The 19,762-nt window shown below is 30.5% G+C and carries 18 protein-coding genes; 5 read left to right on the top strand and 13 right to left on the bottom strand.

Annotated features, from left to right (window positions below; genetic code table 11):
* Positions 1-17: 17 nt before the first annotated feature.
* The 13 genes from FRY74_RS05970 to FRY74_RS05910 form a co-directional block, all read right to left on the bottom strand.
* Positions 18-287, bottom strand: a complete 270-nt coding sequence (locus FRY74_RS05970; protein WP_147099584.1) for a TIGR03643 family protein — start codon at positions 285-287, stop codon at positions 18-20.
* A gap of 30 nt (positions 288-317) precedes the next feature.
* Entirely contained in the window at positions 318-2,369 is a 2,052-nt protein-coding gene (locus tag FRY74_RS05965; RefSeq protein ID WP_147099582.1) for a M13 family metallopeptidase, read from the bottom strand.
* Positions 2,370-2,520: 151 nt separating this feature from the next.
* Positions 2,521-3,075 carry a hypothetical protein gene (locus tag FRY74_RS05960; RefSeq protein ID WP_147099580.1) on the bottom strand — a complete coding sequence of 185 codons (555 nt, stop codon included), beginning with the start codon at positions 3,073-3,075 and terminating at the stop codon, positions 2,521-2,523.
* A gap of 21 nt (positions 3,076-3,096) precedes the next feature.
* Positions 3,097-3,768, bottom strand: a complete 672-nt coding sequence (locus FRY74_RS05955; RefSeq protein WP_147099579.1) for an ABC transporter ATP-binding protein — start codon at positions 3,766-3,768, stop codon at positions 3,097-3,099.
* Complete coding sequence (locus tag FRY74_RS05950; RefSeq protein ID WP_147099577.1) at positions 3,765-5,027, bottom strand: ABC transporter permease; 1,263 nt, start codon at positions 5,025-5,027, stop codon at positions 3,765-3,767. The genes FRY74_RS05955 and FRY74_RS05950 overlap by 4 nt, the downstream gene beginning before the upstream one ends.
* On the bottom strand, positions 5,027-6,112 hold the full coding sequence (locus tag FRY74_RS05945) for an efflux RND transporter periplasmic adaptor subunit (protein ID WP_147099576.1): 1,086 nt from the start codon (positions 6,110-6,112) through the stop codon (positions 5,027-5,029). The genes FRY74_RS05950 and FRY74_RS05945 overlap by 1 nt, the downstream gene beginning before the upstream one ends.
* Before the next feature lie 64 nt (positions 6,113-6,176).
* On the bottom strand, positions 6,177-7,370 hold the full coding sequence (locus tag FRY74_RS05940; RefSeq protein ID WP_147099574.1) for a class I SAM-dependent rRNA methyltransferase: 1,194 nt from the start codon (positions 7,368-7,370) through the stop codon (positions 6,177-6,179).
* A gap of 33 nt (positions 7,371-7,403) precedes the next feature.
* On the bottom strand, positions 7,404-9,530 hold the full coding sequence (locus FRY74_RS05935; RefSeq protein ID WP_147099572.1) for a prolyl oligopeptidase family serine peptidase: 2,127 nt from the start codon (positions 9,528-9,530) through the stop codon (positions 7,404-7,406).
* Between the two features lie 99 nt (positions 9,531-9,629).
* A complete protein-coding gene (locus tag FRY74_RS05930; protein ID WP_147099570.1) occupies positions 9,630-10,298 on the bottom strand; it encodes a hypothetical protein in 669 nt (222 codons plus the stop codon).
* 79 nt (positions 10,299-10,377) lie between these two features.
* A complete protein-coding gene (locus FRY74_RS05925; RefSeq protein WP_147099568.1) occupies positions 10,378-10,800 on the bottom strand; it encodes a nucleoside-diphosphate kinase in 423 nt (140 codons plus the stop codon).
* 116 nt (positions 10,801-10,916) lie between these two features.
* Entirely contained in the window at positions 10,917-11,753 is an 837-nt protein-coding gene (locus FRY74_RS05920) for a hypothetical protein (RefSeq protein WP_147099566.1), read from the bottom strand.
* Positions 11,754-11,815: 62 nt separating this feature from the next.
* Entirely contained in the window at positions 11,816-15,409 is a 3,594-nt protein-coding gene (locus FRY74_RS05915) for an ABC transporter permease/M1 family aminopeptidase (protein WP_147099564.1), read from the bottom strand.
* Positions 15,410-15,452: 43 nt separating this feature from the next.
* Positions 15,453-16,328: an ABC transporter ATP-binding protein gene (locus tag FRY74_RS05910; RefSeq protein ID WP_147099562.1), complete on the bottom strand. Its 876-nt coding sequence runs from the start codon at positions 16,326-16,328 to the stop codon at positions 15,453-15,455.
* A 109-nt stretch (positions 16,329-16,437) separates the two neighbouring features.
* Between FRY74_RS05910 and arfB the strand changes: the two genes are divergently transcribed.
* The 5 genes from arfB to mltG are packed head-to-tail and all read left to right on the top strand — an operon-like array spanning position 16,438 to position 19,738.
* Positions 16,438-16,842: an alternative ribosome rescue aminoacyl-tRNA hydrolase ArfB gene (gene arfB / locus FRY74_RS05905; protein WP_147099560.1), complete on the top strand. Its 405-nt coding sequence runs from the start codon at positions 16,438-16,440 to the stop codon at positions 16,840-16,842.
* Between the two features lie 38 nt (positions 16,843-16,880).
* The gene (dapF, locus tag FRY74_RS05900) at positions 16,881-17,657 is read left to right on the top strand and encodes a diaminopimelate epimerase (RefSeq protein ID WP_147099558.1); all 777 of its coding nucleotides are present in this window, start codon (positions 16,881-16,883) and stop codon (positions 17,655-17,657) included.
* Complete coding sequence (locus FRY74_RS05895; protein WP_147099556.1) at positions 17,657-18,211, top strand: hypothetical protein; 555 nt, start codon at positions 17,657-17,659, stop codon at positions 18,209-18,211. Before dapF ends, FRY74_RS05895 begins: the two co-directional genes overlap by 1 nt.
* Positions 18,205-18,705 (top strand): GNAT family N-acetyltransferase, encoded by a 501-nt coding sequence (locus FRY74_RS05890; protein WP_147099554.1) that lies wholly within the window; start codon positions 18,205-18,207, stop codon positions 18,703-18,705. The genes FRY74_RS05895 and FRY74_RS05890 overlap by 7 nt, the downstream gene beginning before the upstream one ends.
* Positions 18,698-19,738: an endolytic transglycosylase MltG gene (gene mltG, locus FRY74_RS05885; protein ID WP_147099552.1), complete on the top strand. Its 1,041-nt coding sequence runs from the start codon at positions 18,698-18,700 to the stop codon at positions 19,736-19,738. The genes FRY74_RS05890 and mltG overlap by 8 nt, the downstream gene beginning before the upstream one ends.
* Positions 19,739-19,762 lie beyond the last annotated feature (24 nt).

Genomic DNA, 19,762 nt, shown 5'->3' with positions numbered 1-19,762 from the left:
ATTTGTTATATATCTAATTAACGTTTAGAAATTTTATTGTTTGATATACTCCTTTGCCTTGAACATTTAAAGCGGGTAATTTCTTCACTTCTTTTTTTTAAATGCTTTTGACTTGTTCCATTATGAACTCGTTTTCTCCAAAGTATAAAGGAGTTTAATTTAAGCTCTTTTCTCATTAGCTTAATTACTTCTGGTTCCGAAATACCGAATTGAATTTTAATTGCTTCAAAAGGTGTTCGGTCTTCCCATGCCATTTCAATAATTCTATCTATTTCAATTACTGTCATTGGTTTGTTCAAAATGTTAATTTTATATTTCTACCAAATTTTAACTCTAATATCTTCGTTACGGTACATATTATCGCCTTTTTTAACGTTAAATGCTTCGTAAAATTCTGTAAGGTTACTTACCACTCCATTTACTCTAAATTTTGCAGGAGAGTGTACATTGGTCATTACTCTGTGAGCTAACGCTTCGTCTCTTCGGTTTACCATCCACGCAAAACCATACCCCAAAAAGAAACGTTGCATAGGTGTTACTCCTCCAATAATTATATTGTTTTTGTATTGGTCGGTTTTCTTAAATGCTTCAATCCCCATAGTTACACCACCTAAATCGGCAATGTTTTCACCTTGTGTAGCATCACCTTTAATGTGCATGCTATCTAGCACGGTGTAAGCACTATATTGTTCCACTATTAATTGTGTTTTTGCTTCAAACTTTTCTCTGTCTTCAGCAGTCCACCAATCGTTTAAGTTTCCGTTTTCGTCATACAAACTTCCTTCATCATCAAAACCGTGGGTAATTTCGTGTCCAAAAGTAGAGCCACCAATTATACCATATAAAATAGCATCGTCAGGCATTTTACCTTCATAGCCCGGTACAATTATATTACAAGCAGGTACTACAATTTCGTTAAACGATGGGCTGTAATACGCATTATAAGTTTGAGGATACATTCCCCATTCATCTTTGTTAACTGGCTGTCCGTTTTTAGCAAGCATTCTGTGAAATTCCCATTCGTTTAAATGCAATATATTCATTAAGTATTCATCACTTTTAATTTCAATAGCACTCATGTCTTTCCATTTGTCAGGGTAACCAACCTTCATGTTTATTTTAGCCAGTTTAACCAATGCTTTTGCTTTAGTTTCTTCGCTCATCCAATCTAAATTTTTAATGTGCTCAGCATAAACCGTTCTAATATTTTCGCCAATCTCTTTTAGTTTTTCTTTAGTGTTTGCCGGTAAATATTCTTTTACATATACTTGTCCAATTAATTCGCCTAAAGCTTCATTGGTTTCATTTACAGCAGTTTCCCATCTAGGTTTTTTCTCACTTACGCCAGATAAAACAGTGCTAAAAAAGTGAAAATCTTCATCAGCAAAATCTTTAGATAAATAACTTGCATAATCGCTAATTAAAAACCATTTGCAGTAATTTTTCCATTCTGCAATTGAGTATTTGTTTAAAATAGGAGTAAGGGCTTTAAAAAAGCTAGGTTGACCAACTATTAAGGAGTCCATTGAATTTAAATTCCATGCTTGTAAAAGGTTTTGCCAAAAATCAGTGCTAAAATTTGTTTTTAAATTGCTTGTCGCTATTAAATTATAGTTACCATAAGGGTCTCTTAATGCTTCCATGCTTTTGCTAATTTTTGCTATATCGGTTTCTATATTTAAAATAGAGTTAGCAGTTAGTTTAGCTTCAGCTTCTTCAAATTTTAATAATTCAAACATATTTTGAATATGAGCTACATATTCATTCTTAATCTTGACCGTTCTTTCGTCAGTGTTTAAGTAGTAGTCTCGCTCGCCTAAGCCTAAACCTCCTTGCCATAATGCACCTCTATTTAAGCTACTGTTTTTGTCGTCAGGTCCAATCCAAAAATGGAATAAAGGAGAAACACCAATTGTATTTAAATGCGCAATTAATTGAGGTAATTCTTCTAAAGAATTGATGTTGTCAATTGTATTAAGTTCATTTTGAATTGGAGTAATACCTAGCTCTTCAAGTAGAATAGTGTCCATGCTACTTTTATATAAATCACCAATTTTTTGTTCGTTACTACCTTTTACAGCATTAGCTTGCGATGACTTTATACAAATTTGTTTGATAGCTGCATTTACAGAATCGTCAATGGTTTTAAAAATGCCATTACTAGTTTCACTAGCTTTTATAGGGTGTTGCTTAAACCAAGTGTTGTTAGCAAACATAAAAAAGTCATCACTTGCTTTAAAAGAGGAATCGATGTGTTGAATTAGTGGGTCAATATCAACGATTTTTTCTACTTTTTCGGGTGCATCACTACAAGCAAAAAATAGTGTAGAAGATAGGATTAACGAGCTTTTAATAATGTTTTTTATCATTTGGATTTTTCTAAAATTATGTTAATCCAAATGTAATTAAATAATTGTTCAATTACCTATTTCAATAATATTGTCTGTTTTATCCTTAAAATCTTTATTGTGTTAGCAAAAAAAATCTAAAACCATTGTTTTAAGCTTTAGTTGCTACTTTTTAATTTTTTTGATTGACATATCCCCCTTGAATTATAAACTCCATAGGGTTTTCAAAATAACCATTTAAACCTATGTCAAAATAAGAAGGATCAAAATAAAATCGCAAGTTGATATAAATTATTTTACGTCCTTGTTGAACTGATGGGCTGGTATAGATTTGATATTCTTTAGTAACGTGAAGTTTTTTGTTGTTAAAATAAACATCCCCTTCAAGGATATCTTTTTTATTAGAGTTTTCATTTTTAAATAAATCAAAAACACTACCGTCTACTTTTCCAATTATTCTAATTAGAGAAGTGTTGTTAAGAAGAAAAAGACTGTCTTTAAATGCGTTTCCACTTTTAAATGATTCGGGTGGAATGGTTATCTCAAACTGATTTTGGGAAGAATAATAATTGATTAAACATTCGTTAGTTTTTGTTATAAAAGCAGTATCGTTTGCTATGCCAAGTATTTCAGCTCTAACATCTTGATTAAAAGGCTGAGCTACAATAAAAGGAGTTATTAATGATAGCAGTGTAAGGAATAATATGTTTCTATATTTTACTTTCATAGTGGTCTTATTAATAATAATTTAAATAATCATACCATCACCCATTTCAATTATACGATCTGTCTTATCAGCAAAATCTTTATCATGAGTAACAACAAGTAAAGATAGTTTTTGTTCTTCTCTTAGTTCTTTAAAAATGTTAAAAACATTATCAGCATTGTGGCTATCTAAATTTCCAGTAGGTTCATCGCCCATAATTATGGTTGGATTGTTTATTAATGCTCTTGCAATGGCAACTCGTTGTTTTTGTCCTCCCGAAATACGGGAGGCAATTTTAAGTGCTTGTTCCTCAATATGTAAAAGCTTTAATTTTTCCATTGCATCATGCTCAATTTCTTCAAGTGATTTTATACCTAGTTTTTTAGCAGGGAGCATTACATTTTCTAATATTGTAAATTCGGGCAATAAGTAATGAAATTGAAACACAAAACCAATGTGTTCATTTCTAATAGTTGCTAGTTCATTTTTTGTTTTGCCACTAATTAGTTCTCCATTTAAAAATAACTCACCCTCGTAGTCGGTGTCCATTGTAGATAAAATATAGAGTAGGGTAGATTTACCACAACCTGACTTACCCATAATGGAAGCAAATTCACCTTTAGCCACGCTAAAGCTAATGTCTTTAAGAGCCTGAAATAAAACAGGTTTTCTAAAAAATTTGTTGATATTTTTTGCTTCAAGTACTGGATTCATTGTCCTCTTATTATTTCTACTGGGTCAATATTTTGAGCTTTTCTAGCCGGTAAATAGCCAGCAAAAAAAGTCGATATCATTGCAAAAAAAATTCCTACAACATAATACATATAGTCAAAATTAACAGGGAATGTTTTTATTGTTGGCAAAGCTTGAGTTTCAAACGGAAGAGAGTCTATCAGTTTAGACATCCCAAATCCAATAATTAATCCTAAAATACCTCCTACAAACCCAATAATTAAAGCTTGGCTTATAAATATCATTTTTACATCAAAACCAGAAAAACCAGTAGCTTTTAAAATAGCAATGTCATTCATCTTTTCATAAATCATCATGTTTAAGATGTTGTAAATCCCAAAGCCAGCAACAACTAAAAGGGTTATCGAAACGGCATAACTAATTAAGTTTCTAATATCTGTACCTGTTTCAAATTGAGCATTAGCAGTATTTATATCAATTGCAGTTAGATTAAATTGTCTTGATATCGCTTTCGACATAGCAACGGAGTTTTCAATATCAAATAACTTAACATTAATATCGGTAATGTAATTTGAATTTTCGCCTAGTATTCGTTGAGCGGTTTTAATATTTACATAGCTTTGAATATTATCTATTTCTCCTAAACCACTTTGAAAAAAACCAACAATTTTTAAAGGAATTAAATCGCCTTTTGGTGTTGCAAGTTGAACTCTATCTCCAATTTTTAGAGACATTTTTTTAGCAGCGCCTACACCTAATAATATTCCATTTAAGTTATTTTTTAAAGCTTGAGGTGTTCCATCAATAATATAGTTGTTAAAATTAAATAAACGAGATTCATCCATGGGGTTTATGCCTGTAACCACACCATTTATTTCTATAGCTCCAGCAGTATAAAATACTTGAGTTTTAACTTGAGGAATAGCTCCTTTTACTTTTTTATCGTTGTTTAAATAATTCATAATAGGTAACGCATTATGAATTTTTGCTTGTGTTTGTTTTGGTTTTATAGAATGGATAACATTCATGTTATCGGCTAATTTTTGATATAATGTTGCAGGTTGATTTAAGTTTGGTGTAATCTCATTGTAAATATGGACATGTGGGGTTCTGTTCAAAATTAATCCATCCAACAGGTCATTTAACCCTGTCATAAAACTCATTAAAATAATAAAAGCTCCAATACCAAAAGTTACTCCAAGTGCAGCTATAGCAGTTTGCTTAATTCTTGATAAAAGATGAGTTTTAGAAATGTTTAATATGATGAGGAACCATTTCATTATTCTTCTGGTAAATTAATGGTAGTATTTTTATCTATACCAGATATAACTTCAATTTTGTCTAAACTTTCTAATCCTGTTTTAATTTCGATTATTCCATCATCAGTTTTAACATTATTGTTATCGATTAAATAGGTTTTTGGAATAGTTAAGACATTAACTTTTTCTGCTATTATAATGTTTGCTTCACCTGAAAGCCCTGGGTATAATTTAGGAGGTTCATTAGTAAATTCAGCTTCAATTTTAAAAGTTTGAGAGCGTTCGTTTTTTTGAGGGTATATTTTTTTTACAGTTGCTTCAAAAACTTCCTTTCCATAAGCATCAAGTGTAATAATTACTTTTTGACTAAGTTCAATTCTTGCTATATCAACTTCATCAACTAATAATTCGGCAATAAATTTTGAAGCGCTACCAATCATGGCAACGGGTTGTTGAATAGATATAAGTTCACCTTGGTTTTTAAAAATAGAGTAGATACGACCATTAATTTTACTTTTTATCGTAAAATCTTTCGTTTGAGTTAATGATGCTTCGTAATTATTTGCAGCTTGTTCTAATTTTTGCTCAAGCTCTGTAGTTGTTCTTTTGTATTTGTTTTTTAAAGTATTTACAGTTTGTTTGGCTGTTTCAAACTGAAGTTTACGAGTATCATATTCAGCTTCAGAACCAATTTTTTCCCTCCAAAGGTTTTGTTGTCTCAAAAAGTTTACAGAATCGTTTTGTAGTTTTAGCTTGGCTAGTTCTAATTCATTTTTTAAATCATTTAAAATTGGATTTTTACCATTGTAATTGTTTTTAGCAATTTGCATGGCTAATCGAGCATTCTCAGAATTTAATTTAGGGTTCGCGTTTATTATTTGTAAAATAGGTTGTCCTATAGTTACTAAATCACCTTCTTCAACCAAAATATTGTCTAGTATACCAGTTACAGCAGCAAATGCCTGATACATACTGTCAGGTTGAATGGTAACTGACGAATAAACTGATTCAGTTAAATTTTGTACTTGAGGTTGAGTAGATTGATTTTCTTCTTCGCTACAACTAAATAATAGTAAAATAGGGAAGAGGTAAAGTAGCTTTTTCATTTTCAGGTTTTAATCTCACTCAAAAGTACTCCTCATTTTTGTTTAATAACTTGATAAACGTCAGTTATTCCACATAAAGCACTAAGCCTTTTAGGTATTCCCCTTCAGGGTGATAAATATTTACTGGATGATCAGCTGGTTGAGATAAGTGATGTAAAACTCTAATATTTCTTCCAACTTCAATAGCAGCAGCTGTAATGGTGTCGTAAAATAATTTTCTATTTACCGCTTGTGAGCAAGAAAAAGTAAATAATATACCACCTGGTTTTATTTGTTTTAATGCCATTGCATTTAATCGTTTATATCCTTGAACAGCATTATGTTTAGCCTTTTGGTTTTTAGCATAAGCTGGTGGGTCAAGAATAATAACATCATAATCAATGGTGTTGTCTTTTAAATAATCTAAAGTGTCAGAAGTAAAAGATTTATGTTTTTTTAGTTTATTTAATTTAACATTGGCATCTGTTAAGTCGATTGCTTTTTGAGAACTATCAACAGAATGAACTTCTTTTGCTCCTGCTTTTAAAGCAGAAATAGAGAATCCACCAGAGTAACAAAAAGTATTTAATACTTTCTTCTTATTTGAGAATTCACCAATTAATTTTCTATTTTCTCTTTGATCTAAAAAGAAGCCTGTTTTTTGACCGTTAATCCAATCTAAATTGAAGTCACAATCATATTCGGTACCAATTAAATTAACTTCTCCATTTTGGTAAACGTATTCATTTTCAACTTTTAAATCGGTTTGTTTTGCCAAACTTTCGGCACTTTTGTTATAAATGGCAATAAGTTTTTCACCATAAACCTTTTTTAAGGCTTCGACTATAAAACTGATGTTGTTATAAATGCTTAGGGTATGGGCTTGGATGACAGCAGTACCATTGTAAAAATCTATAATTAATCCAGGAACTCCATCACCTTCAGCATGCATTAAGCGATACATGTTGGTTGTTGGGTTTTCGGTTAACCCTAAACTTTCTCTAACATTAAAAGCTGATTGTACTTTTTTTGTCCAAAAATTTTGGTTGATAACTGTTTTCTCAAAAGAAATTACACGAACAGCAATTGTAGCATCACTAAAATAACCTAATGCTAAAAATTTATTTTTAGCATTAACAACTTCAACAAGTTCTCCCTCTTTTGGAGCTTCACCTGTATCGCTTATTATTTTGTTTATAGCTCCAGAAAAAACCCAAGGGTGTTTTCGTTCAAGCGATTTATCTTTATCTCTATTTAGTACAATCGATTTTAATTCCATTTTGCAAAGGAAAGAAAATACTTGACGATTTTATTACTTAAGAGGATGATTTAAATTATGAAAAGTAAATGCCCAAATATCTGCCCATTCACCTATCGATTTTTCTTTAGGTTTTCCAGCTCCATGACCTGCATTTACATCAATTCTAACCATTACAGGTTTATCTCCTTTTTGTTGGTGTTGCAATTCAGATATAAATTTAAATGAATGAGCAGGAACAACTCTATCATCATGATCTCCAGTTAGAACTAAAGTAGCAGGATAACTTGTTTCTTTAATATTGTGTAAAGGGGAGTATTTTATTAAATTATCAAATTGTTCTTTATTGTCGCTACTTCCATATTCTACAGCCCAAGCCCAGCCAATTGTAAATTTGTGGTAACGAAGCATATCTAAAACACCAACTCCAGGTAATACAACTGAAGCTAAATCAGGTCGTTGAGTCATAACTGCCCCCATTAACAAACCACCATTTGATCTTCCGTGTAAAGCAAGTTTTTCAGTGCTAGTGTATTTGATTTCTTTTAAATATTCCGCTGCAGCAATAAAATCATTAAACACATTTTGTTTGTTATTAAGCATTCCGGCTTTATGCCATTTCTCTCCATATTCACTTCCACCTCTAATGTTTGCAACAGCGTAAATGCCTCCATTTTTCATAAAAACAGCATTTATAACACTAAAACTTGGCTTAACGCTGATATTAAACCCTCCGTAAGCATATAGTAAGCATGGAGCGTTTCCGTCTAATTTAGTGTCTTTATGATAGTTAATAAACATAGGTATTTTTTCTCCATCAGCACTAGTATAAAATACTTGCTTAGAAATATAATCTTCTGATTTGAAATCTATTTCAGGTTTAAAATATTCTTTAGCTTTAAGAGTTTCAACATTTAATTCGTAGCTAGTACTAGGGTTTAAATAAGATGAGTATGAATAGAAAGCTGTGTTTTCTTCTTTTTTACCATATACACCATTACAAATTCCTTTTCCGGGTAGTTTTAAATCAGAATGGTATGTTCCATCGATATTTAATATTTCAATTTTTGAACTAACATCTTGTAAGTAGGTTGTAAAAATTCTATTACCAGCAACAGAAATACTTTCTAGTTTAGTTTCTTTTTCTGGAATAAAATCAGCCCAATTTTCTTTAGAAACATTATCTAATGTAATTTGAATAACTCTATTGTTTGGAGCATCGATATTAGTAAATAACAATAGTTTATCTCCAAAATTATCAACTAGCCAAGTATCATTTTCAAAATTGTTAGTTACTTGAATAAACTCACTATCTGGTTTAGTTAAGTCTCTTATGTAGAGCATGTTTCCACTTGTCCCTTCATTAGCAGCTATTGAAATGTATTTTTCATCTTCAGTAACAGAAGCATAAAATCCCCTTAAAGGGTGTTCTTTGTCTTCAAAAATGATTTTGTCTTCAGATTGGTCAGTGCCTAATTTGTGGTAAAAAACTTTAGCAAATTCATTTTTCTGAGTTAGTTTATTTTCATCTTTTTGAGGAGTGTAGCCACTGTAAAAGAAGCCATTTTCATACCAAGAAATACCAGAAAATTTAACCCAAGTAATAAAGTCAGGTTGCATTTCTTTAGTTTCTAAATTCATTACTTTAAAATCTTTCCAGTCAGAACCTGCAACAGATAGACCATAAGCCAAGTATTTGTTATCGTTTGAAATTGAAAAAGTAGAAACAGACACAGTGCCATCTTCTGATAAAGTATTTGGGTCTAACAAAATTTCTTCAGCTCCATCCATTCCTTTTTTGATATAAAAAACACTTTGGTTTTGAATGCCATCGTTTTTGGAGTAAACATAATAATCACCATGTTTTGAAGGAGTAGAAATACTTTCGAAATTCCACATGCCTTTTAAATCATCATATAATTTTTGACGAGATGGTATCTTATTGATGTAGTCAAAAGTTAATTTGTTTTGAGCTATAACCCAATTTTTAGTAGAATCAGAATTCTCATTTTCTAACCATCGGTAATAATCAGTTATTTTCTGTCCGTGATAATCATCTATAATTGAAGAATCTCTATAAGTTTCGGGATAGTTAAAAGTTGTTTTTTCAGTTTCATTTTTATCTACACAAGCGGTGAAAAAAATAGAGGTTATGGCACCGATAATTATTAGTTCTCTCATAGTGTTTCTTTTTGAAAATATACTGACTAAATTACTTTATAAATTAGTAGCAATTAATTTTGAGAGAATGAGGTTTTAATAAAATATCAACAAACGCATTTAAGGTTTTATGATGTATATACCTAAACCTCCAATTAGTTCAAATGCAGAGTGCCAAACTAAAGCATGACCATCAACTACAGGTACTTTAGCAAATGAAGTGTTATTTTTAATTTCGGCATTAAAATAAAATCTTGAAGAAATTTTAAATTGCTTGGCTAGAGCAATGTTTAAAACAGGGCCTCCAATATAGTATCCTTGGTTAAAAAAAGATTGTTTTTGGTCTAATTCTTTTCCTCTTATTTTATTTTCTGCATGAGCTAAAACAATTCCAGCTCCAACACGATAAATAAATTGATTTTCTTTAAATAAGTTAAACTTAACAGCCCGGTTAAAAGTTATGATATTATAACCGTGAGTAATACTGAAATACTCTATTTCGGGAGTAGTATTTTCTAAATATAATTTTTGATGAATCATTTCAATTTCCCATGCTTTATCGTTTTTCCATTTACTTAATCGGTACACCCAAAAAATAGGAGGAACAAAAGGTTCTGAGTTAAAATGAGCAGAAAAATTAATGTCAGGGTGTCCAGCTTGCTTTATATTAAGAGGTAAAGGAATGTTTATAGGAAACCCACCATGAGCTTCGATGCTCCAATTACTTTTGTCTTGAGCAACAAGAAAATTAGAAAAAAGAATAAAGAAAATGATGTAAGTTAACTTCATTAAATCATTTTTATTTACAAAAATAAATAAAAAAAAGCCCCAACATTAGTTGGGGCTTTTTTTTAGATAGAGTGTTAAATTATCCGATAATTTCTTCAGCAGTAAAATGGAAGTTACCTTCTATTTTAGCGTTTTCATCGCTATCAGAACCATGAACTGCATTTGCAGCAATAGATTCAGCATATATTTTTCTAATTGTACCTTCTGCAGCTTCAGCAGGATTTGTAGCACCAATTAATGTTCTAAAATCTTCAACAGCATTATCTTTTTCTAAAATAGCAGCAACGATAGGTCCTGAAGACATATATTCAACTAATTCACCATAAAAAGGTCTTTCTTTGTGTACTTCGTAAAATGCACCAGCTTTCTCTTTTGAAAGTTGAGTGTATTTCATTGCAACGATTTTAAATCCTGCATCGTTAATCATTTTTAAAATTCCACCGATGTAGTTTTTTTCAACTGCATCTGGTTTAATCATTGTAAAAGTTCTGTTCCCAGCCATTTGATATATTTTTTAATGTTTATTCAAAATAATTTAGGTTGCGAAATTATGCAATTTTGATCGCTTAAAACAAGTATTTTTTATGATTTATAATTACCATAAAAAAAGCTTGTAAGTTATTTAAGTTTTTGAAGATCCAATTGAGCATATTTTCTTTTAGCACCATGTTTTAGAGATTTAACAACTTGCAAGTCATCATAACACCAACCACAAATACAAAATATAATTGTAGCTATATATAAATTACTATAAGCTCCAGTTGTAATACCATGAATAAGCATCAATAATTGTAATCCAATGCAAATAATCAATAAAATTTTGTAATAGTTACTTAAAACTATATGTGCCTTTTTAATAAAAACGGGGTGTTTAAACCCAATAAATAACCTTGATGCTTGTAGTAGAGGAAGAGGAAAGCTTAATGCAACCATAATAATTCCATATAATATAGCAGCAGGGGTAAATACGCCTAACAATACAATAATAGCAGCAAAAGCAGTAAGCCAATGATGAATTACTGTTGACCATTGAATTTTATAATATTGCATAAGCGCAATAATTTCAAATAAATACCAAGAGAGAATTGTGGCAGAAGCTATTTGTACAAAAGGTAACTTTATTACTGACTCATCAAATTTAAAAAATAACCGAACGTATTCTGATGGGTTGCCATCAATAAAAGGATAGAGGCCTATCATAAATAACATAAAAAATGCAATAGCTTTAGCAAAGTATAATGATGGTTTTAAAATTATACGGAATTCGCCATTTTTATCTAGTGATTTTGAGCTTTTTCTATAGATTAGTTCGGTATTATTTTTATCATCCAGCTCATTAAAGGCATCATTTTTTGCTATTAGGGGTTGCATACCCATATAGCGTTCAAATAATAATATTAAACTCCACCACAAAAAAAATGTTAAGAAGAATGTAATTAGTGCTATGTTGCTCATAAATATATTTTCGGCAAAAATATATTATTATGCTTGCATAGCAAATTTTATATTAACTAATATTAATTTTTCTCAGCAAGTGATTTTAAATTGTCTTTATAAACTCGTTCTATCAACAATCTTCGTGGGTCAATTGCTGCCTTCACAGGTAAACTATCAAGTGTAAATGTTAAGTTCATTTTTTCTTTATCAAACTTCATTCTTTCTTGATACATCAAAGTAGCATTTTCCTCGTCATCGTAAGCACTATAAAAACCAACATCAACCCATTCATTAAGAGGAAGTTCAATTTCATTACCAATCGTATCAGCTTTTAATTTTTTAGCTTCAATATCAAGTGTAACTTCATATTTATTATTGCTAAGTTTAGTGTAATTAGCTTCCATCAATCTAAAGTCGTACAAGGTAATTTCTTTAAACCAATCGTTAATTAAATAATTTAAAGAGTCTGGAACTTGAGGTTCTAGATGCCTTAAAAAATCTAGTGAAGTAGGGTAGGGAGGGTTTCTGTAACGATATTCCTCTAAAAAGCTTCTCATAGCATTGTTAACCTTATCTTCTCCAATGTAATCTTGAAGCGCATAAAGAATAACACTACCTTTTCCGTAATGAATATGAGTTTGATTCTCTACTTTGTAAAGAGGTAATTCTTTATCAACCTCACTGCTTCTTCCTCTTAAATATCTGTTTAAATCATATTTTAAGAAGTTTTTCATTTTAATATCGTCTTTGGTTGACTTTTTCATCACCATTAACGAAGAATATTCAGCAAAACTTTCAGAAAACATAGTCGCTCCTTGCATTTTAGAACCAACCACTTGATGAGCCCACCATTGATGAGCCATTTCATGAGCAATTACAGCATCAACTACATTATTTTCATCTTCATCCGTTAAATCTATAATAAACCCAATAGATTCAGAATAAGGCATGGTTCCTGGGAATGCTTGAGCAAAACTAGCATATCTTGGGAACTCAATAATACGAGCTTGTTTATGATAATAAGGGCCAAAGTTTGTTATGTAATAATCCAATGAGTTTTGAACTGCATTTTGCATCATTTCAACATTGTAAGGATGTTTTTTATCATAATAAACTTCTATGTCAATGCCATTCCATTTTTTACGAGCTACTTCAAATCTACCCGACATAAAAGCATAGAAGTTTTGAGAAGGATGATCAACTTTATAATGATAATGATTTCTTGAACCTTCTTTCCATTCTTTAGCTAGTGTTCCTGGAGCAATAGCTATTTGATCATCACTTGTTGATATAAATGTTTCAACTTCAACCCAATCAGCCGAGCCATTAGTTAAGTAATTAGACATACAATTAGTAGTGCAATTTTCTTCTAATTCTGGCATTCTTTCTTTCTCAGGTAACCCGAATTTTTTTCTATCATTTTTATCAGAAATCTCATAAGCTTCGTTATAACCAAAACTTGGAAGCACATCAAAATTATTAATGAATGTTCCATTTTCAGCAACACTTAAATTGCTAACATTGTTTTCAAATCCATTTGTAATGTAACTCGATTCGATAATCAAACGCATACTTTTACCAGGTTGTAAAGCTTCATCTAATTTATATATTTGATAACCAAATTTTTCATCATTAAATACTTGCTTTCCATTACGAATGTGAATCTTAGTGTGCCATGATTCATCTATAGTATAATGTAAACTATCAATAGGTAAATTTGAGTTGTTTTTTATAGTAATAACCGATTTTACTAAAACATCTCTTTTCTTTGGGAAAATATCAATATGGTATTTTACTTTAGTGATTTGAGGTTGAATAATTCCTTGGTATTTTTTATATGTTTTTTCATACTCAACTTGTAATTCTTCTTGTTCGTCAGAAGTTTTGTATTTGTTTAGTATTTGTGTATTGTAATAAACATAACCAGCTGTTGAAACCCATAAAATGGTTACAATAGTAAGTCCTAATGCATATTTAGAAGTAATGTGTTTTTTGATAGATTTAATTCTATTTTTAAAATTACCCGCTGTTCCTCTTACCCATAAAAGGCCAGCAATTAATAAGAATAAAATACCAAATAAAATCCAGTACAAATTAAACCAATGAACAGAGGTTAGTGCTGCTCCAAATCCATTTATATCAGAATAGGTAAGAGATGGAGTTGATCCAATTTTTAGCATGTTAGAATCTATATCTAAAATCAAGAATAAAATATCTAACAAAAACAGCACAATAACAGAAACAAAATAACCAATGTATTTGTTGTTGATTAACACTTGGATGAAAATCAGAATCAGCCCCCAAGTAATGTATGTTGGAAGTGAGGAGTAGATGAAATTTTGTAGATATAATCCTATTTCTAGATTGGTATAACCAGTAACTAATTGATAGCAAATTGAAATAACAATTAAAAAGATGTTGATAGTTGAAGCAACAACAATTAATGATGCTGATTTTGCTAATAATGAAATAAATGAATTATGAGGGGTAGCATCAATTACTTCGTTAATATGACTTGCTCTATCTCTCCATATTAATTCACCACTAAAAAAGACTAAAATTATAATTACAAAAATAGCTGAGGCACCATCAATTAAATCCATCATTTTGTAAGTTAATGGGTAAGATTGAAGTCCAAAATATTCAAAACCATTTAATAAATTAGCAATAAGAATAATAGCACTAAAAACAAATAATATTTTAAAAGTGGTACTCTTAATAATACTAGTTAAGTTAACCTTAAAGAAACTGATAAACTGCTTAAATCCAGCTCCCGAATCATAATTTAAACTATATTCAGGTAAAGTTAAATTGGTGTTTTCGTCAGTTTTAACAGAAGCCTTAAGTTTTTTAGATTTTTTGTTTTTAGTTGTAAATGAGAATGAAAAATAAGATGCTAAAAGAATTAATGTTCCTAAGCCCAACCATATTATTCTATTCATTAAAAGTAAACCTGAGAAACTAACAGAAACAGTATTTTTTTCAATTGGAGTAAAGTATTTAGTATCAATACTAAAAGCTCTAATTCCGAATGTATCAGCTAAGGCTCCAATGGTTTCATTGTCAATGTCAGATAATAAAGTTCCTGAAATAATATATCCAATAATTATAACTAATGCTCCTACAAAAGAAATTACGGTGCTTTTAAACTTATTGGCTAAAGCAAAAATTATAGTACCCGCAAAAAACATGTTGGGTAAAATAAAAAGTAGGTAGTTGTTTATAAATGTTGAGAATTGAAAAGGTCCAATTCTGTCGGCACTAATCCAATCAAATTTCGGGCCTAATTCAGCACCTAAAAGGAAACCAAAAAATACCCCAAGTAAAGGGATTGTAGCTAATATTAAAGCCCCAAAAAAACGCCCAAAAAAGTAAGAAGCTTTATTTATTGGTGTGCTAAATAATATTTCACTAAAATTATTATCATAATCCTTTAATGCTGAAGTATTAAAGAAAGCAGCAGCAATTAATAATCCAAAAATAGAGAGGATAGCCACATAATTGGTGATAACATAAGGAGAATTTTTGTAAACGTTTCCTACTGTTCCTCCAATTACTACATTATCGCTAACTACAGCCATAAATACTAGTAATGCCATTACAAAAAAGAAAATGTAAATCATTGGTTTTCTAATGGCTGAATCTATTTCAAGTTTTAAAAACTCTAAAAACATATCGTTATATTATTTGTGTTGTATGAATATAAATGGGTTTAAATCAAGATTGTAAATTCACTTTCGTAAAAAATACATCTTCTAGGTTTGGCTCTACATTTTCAAAACCAGAACCAGGATTGGCATCAGCAAAAACATGAATAATTGGTTTTCCAGCAACCATTTTATCAGAAATCACATTAAAATTGGTTTTATAATCAGCAACTTCACTTCGTTCTATTGATTTTTGCCAAACTTTACCTCTTAACTCATCAATAACCGTAATAGGAGAACCCTGATAAACAATCTTCCCTAAATTCATAATAGCCATATTTGAGCATAATTCTCTTACATCATCAACAATGTGAGTAGATAAAATAATAATTACTTCTTGACCTACATCTGCTAATAAGTTATGAAAACGATTTCTTTCTCCCGGATCTAAACCAGCAGTTGGCTCATCAACTATAATTAATTGAGGCTTTCCGATAAGAGCTTGAGCAATTCCTATACGCTGTTTCATACCTCCAGAGAATCCTTTAACACTTTGGCTTCTTTTTTCATAAAGGTTTACTTTGTTCAATAGATAATTTACAATTTCTTTACGTTCTTTACCATTTGTAATACCTTTTAAAACTGCAACGTGATCTAGCAATTGTTCTGCAGTAATTTTTGGATAAACACCAAACTCTTGAGGTAAATAACCTAACGTTTTTCTTAATTCGGTAGGGTTTTTAAAAACATCAATATCATTTAACATTACAGAACCACCATCAGCTTCTTGTAATGTTGCTAATGTTCTCATTAAAGAAGATTTACCAGCACCATTTGGACCTAATAATCCAAACATTCCGTTTGTAATTTCTATGTTAACGTTATCTAATGCTTTTACACCGTTAGGGTATGTTTTTGTTAAGTTTTCTATTTTTAATATAGCCATAGTAGTATAATTTATTAACCAAATATAGATTAAGGACGAACAGCTATCGCTAAAAGTTACACTAGTGGTTTATTTGATAGTTAAACGGTTTGATTAACTTTGAGCTATAATGCAATTAGAAGATTTAAATAAAGAGGTAGTATTTACTACAAGTAGAAGCGGCGGTTCTGGAGGGCAGAATGTAAATAAGGTATCTACGAAAGTTGATTTATTTTTTGACGTTCTTAATACTTCTTTATTGACTGAAAGGAAAAAAGAAATTGTTTTAAAGAAATTAAGCAATAGAATTAATAATGAAGGGATTTTTCATTTGCAATGCGATGAAACTAGGAGTCAGTTGCAAAACAAAGAAGTTGCAATTAAACGATGTTTCGAATTAATTCAAAAAGCACTAGAACCAGTTAAAATTAGAAGGAATACAAAACCAACTAAAGGTTCCGTAAAAAGGCGTTTGGATGGAAAAAAGAAACATTCTGCTAAAAAGCAGAATAGAAATTTTAAAATTGGAGATTGATATGTACTTTGAACAATGCTTATTTGTAATTTTGTAACATGAAAATTCCATTTTTTAAATATCAAGGAACAGGTAACGATTTTGTGATGATAGATAATCGAATAAATTTGTTTGATAAAACTAACATTTCTGCAATTCAACACCTTTGTGACCGTAGATTTGGAATAGGTTCTGATGGATTAATTCTAATTGAGAATTTACCAGATTTTGATTTCAATATGGTGTTTTTTAACCCTGATGGAAGTCAAAGTTTTTGTGGTAACGGGAGCCGTTGTGCTGTTGCTTTCGCAAAGTTTTTGGGAATAATCGACAATCAAGCTTACTTCAATTCAACTGATGGAGAGCACGAAGCATGGGTGAGTGCAAATGGAGATATTAGCCTTAAAATGCATGATGTTAAATTGATAGAAAAAGGCGATGGATATTATTTTATTAATACCGGCTCACCTCATTATATTAAAGAAGAAACTAATTTAAAAGAATTAGATGTTGTATCTGAGGGAAGAGAAATTCGCTACAATGATAGATTCAAAGAAGAAGGAACGAATGTAAATTTTGTAAAATACAATCAAGAAAGTTTAGATATTAGAACTTACGAGAGAGGTGTAGAAGGAGAAACCTTATCATGTGGAACGGGTGTTACTGCAGCTGCATTAAGTTGGGCAGATAAATTTAAACTTTCTGCTGGAAAAGTTGATGTAAATGCACAAGGCGGAAAGTTGAGTGTTGGTTTTAAAAGAAATGAAAACGGGTTTAATGATATTTGGTTGATTGGTCCAGCTCAATATGTTTTTAAAGGAGAAATAGAAGTTTGATGAGTACATATAAAATTGAAATATCAAAATCAATAACTCTTAATGATTTAAATGAGAGTTTTGGCATATTTGTATATCGAGCTACTCGTATTCCTCCACATTTAGGATTGTTTATAGATGGAAAGGTTTATGACATAACTGCTGTTGGTCCAACTTTAGGATTAGATTTAAATTCTTTTTACAATACGGCTGTTAAGCGTAAAATGGAAGTTCTTTTTATTGGACTAAACGATGTTAAAATGAGTAATCTTTATAATCTGGAAAGCAGAATTGAAGCGTCAGTTATGAAGCATCAAATGGTAAGTGAACTTAAGAGTTGTTTAGTTCCAATATTAGAAGTACTGGAAGAAATTTGTTCAATTAAAGCAAGTCAAGTTCATTTTTTCTTTGATTTATATCCTCAACTAAAAAGTAAAAAATTGATAAAGTTTACTTCTCAGTTAGGGTTGAATGCTAAAATTGATAACAACATACTTGAACTAACTACATATACTCAAGAAGATATAAAAGACTGCATTGCAGCATTAGATCGTAAATCTAATTTGGTTTGCTAATTGGCTCACATATTTTTTTACGTTCAGTTCAATCTTCAGATGCTGATTTTATTTTAGCATTAGAAAACAATCCTGCAAATTGGGAAATAAGTGGAACTACAAAACCATTTACTAAAGAAGAGATAATAGCTTTTGTAAGTGAAGAACAAGATATTCACCAGAACAATCAATTTCGTTTTATTATTTGTTTAAATTCAACTCAACAGCCAATAGGGACAATAGATTTGTTTGAATATTATAAACAATTAAATAGGGTAGGAGTTGGAATAATAATTGCCGAAGAATGCGATAGAAAGAAAGGTTATGCTTCGGAAGCACTTCAATTAATAATTAATTACTGTTTTAGTGAACTAAAAATTGTTCATCTTTTTTGTAATATTTTTAAGGATAACAAAAACAGTATTCGTTTATTTGAAAAATATGGTTTTCAATTTAATGAAGAAAGAGAATTGTTTGGAAAACCTGTAAATTATTATGAGTTAAAAAATGATTAAAAAAGTAATCATATCCCTATTGATAATAGGCTTAGCAATAGGTGGGTACATGGGGTACGATATGTATAAGAATGTCTATCAGCCAAACGTAACTATCTCAAAAAACCAAAACAATTATTTTTATATTCATACTGGTTATACTTTTGAGAATGTGGTAAACGATTTGTATGAATATGGCTACATTCTTAATCGAAATTCGTTTGAATGGGTAGCTGAAAAAAAAGCGAATTTTAAGAATAATATAAAACCAGGAAAGTATCGTTTAAAAGACGGAATGAGTAACAATGATTTAATTGATTTGTTGAGATCTGGAACACAAGAGCCTGTAAAAGTTACTTTTAATAATGTAAGGACAACAAAAGAACTTGCCGGTAAAATAACTAGAAATTTAGAGTGTGATAGTGTTGACTTTTACAACCTAATTTCCGATAAAGAATTCACCAAAAAATATGGTTTTAATACGATTACGATTTTAACCTTGTTTTTACCAAACACCTATGAGTTCTATTGGAATACTTCTGCCGAACAGCTGATTAAACGAATGGCTGATGAATACAAAAACTATTGGACAGCCGAACGAAAAGCAAAAGCAAAAAAGTTAAATTTATCACAGTCGGAAGTTGCTATTTTAGCAAGTATAGTGCAGGCAGAACAGTCGGTACATGCTGATGAACGACCAAAAGTAGCTGGATTATATATTAATCGTTTACGATTGGGTATGTTATTACAATCAGATCCTACGGTAGTTTATGGTATTGGCGATTTTTCTATTAATAGAGTATTAACTAAACATTTACAAACGAATCATCCATACAATACATATATGTATAAAGGTTTGCCACCAGGACCAATTAATTTACCAAGTATAAAATCGTTAGATGCTGTTTTAAATTATGAAACCCATAATTATATTTACATGTGCGCTAAAGCCGATTTTAGTGGTTACCATGCTTTTGCAGCTAATTACAATCAGCATATAAATAATGCTCGCCAATACCAACGAGAATTGAATAGAAGAAAGATTTATAATTAATATGGCATAACTCTTGCATAAACC

Origin of the sequence: Vicingus serpentipes, assembly GCF_007993035.1 — a bacterium.
Lineage (GTDB): Bacteria > Bacteroidota > Bacteroidia > Flavobacteriales_E > Vicingaceae > Vicingus > Vicingus serpentipes.
This window is presented reverse-complemented; position numbering and strand designations above follow the sequence as displayed.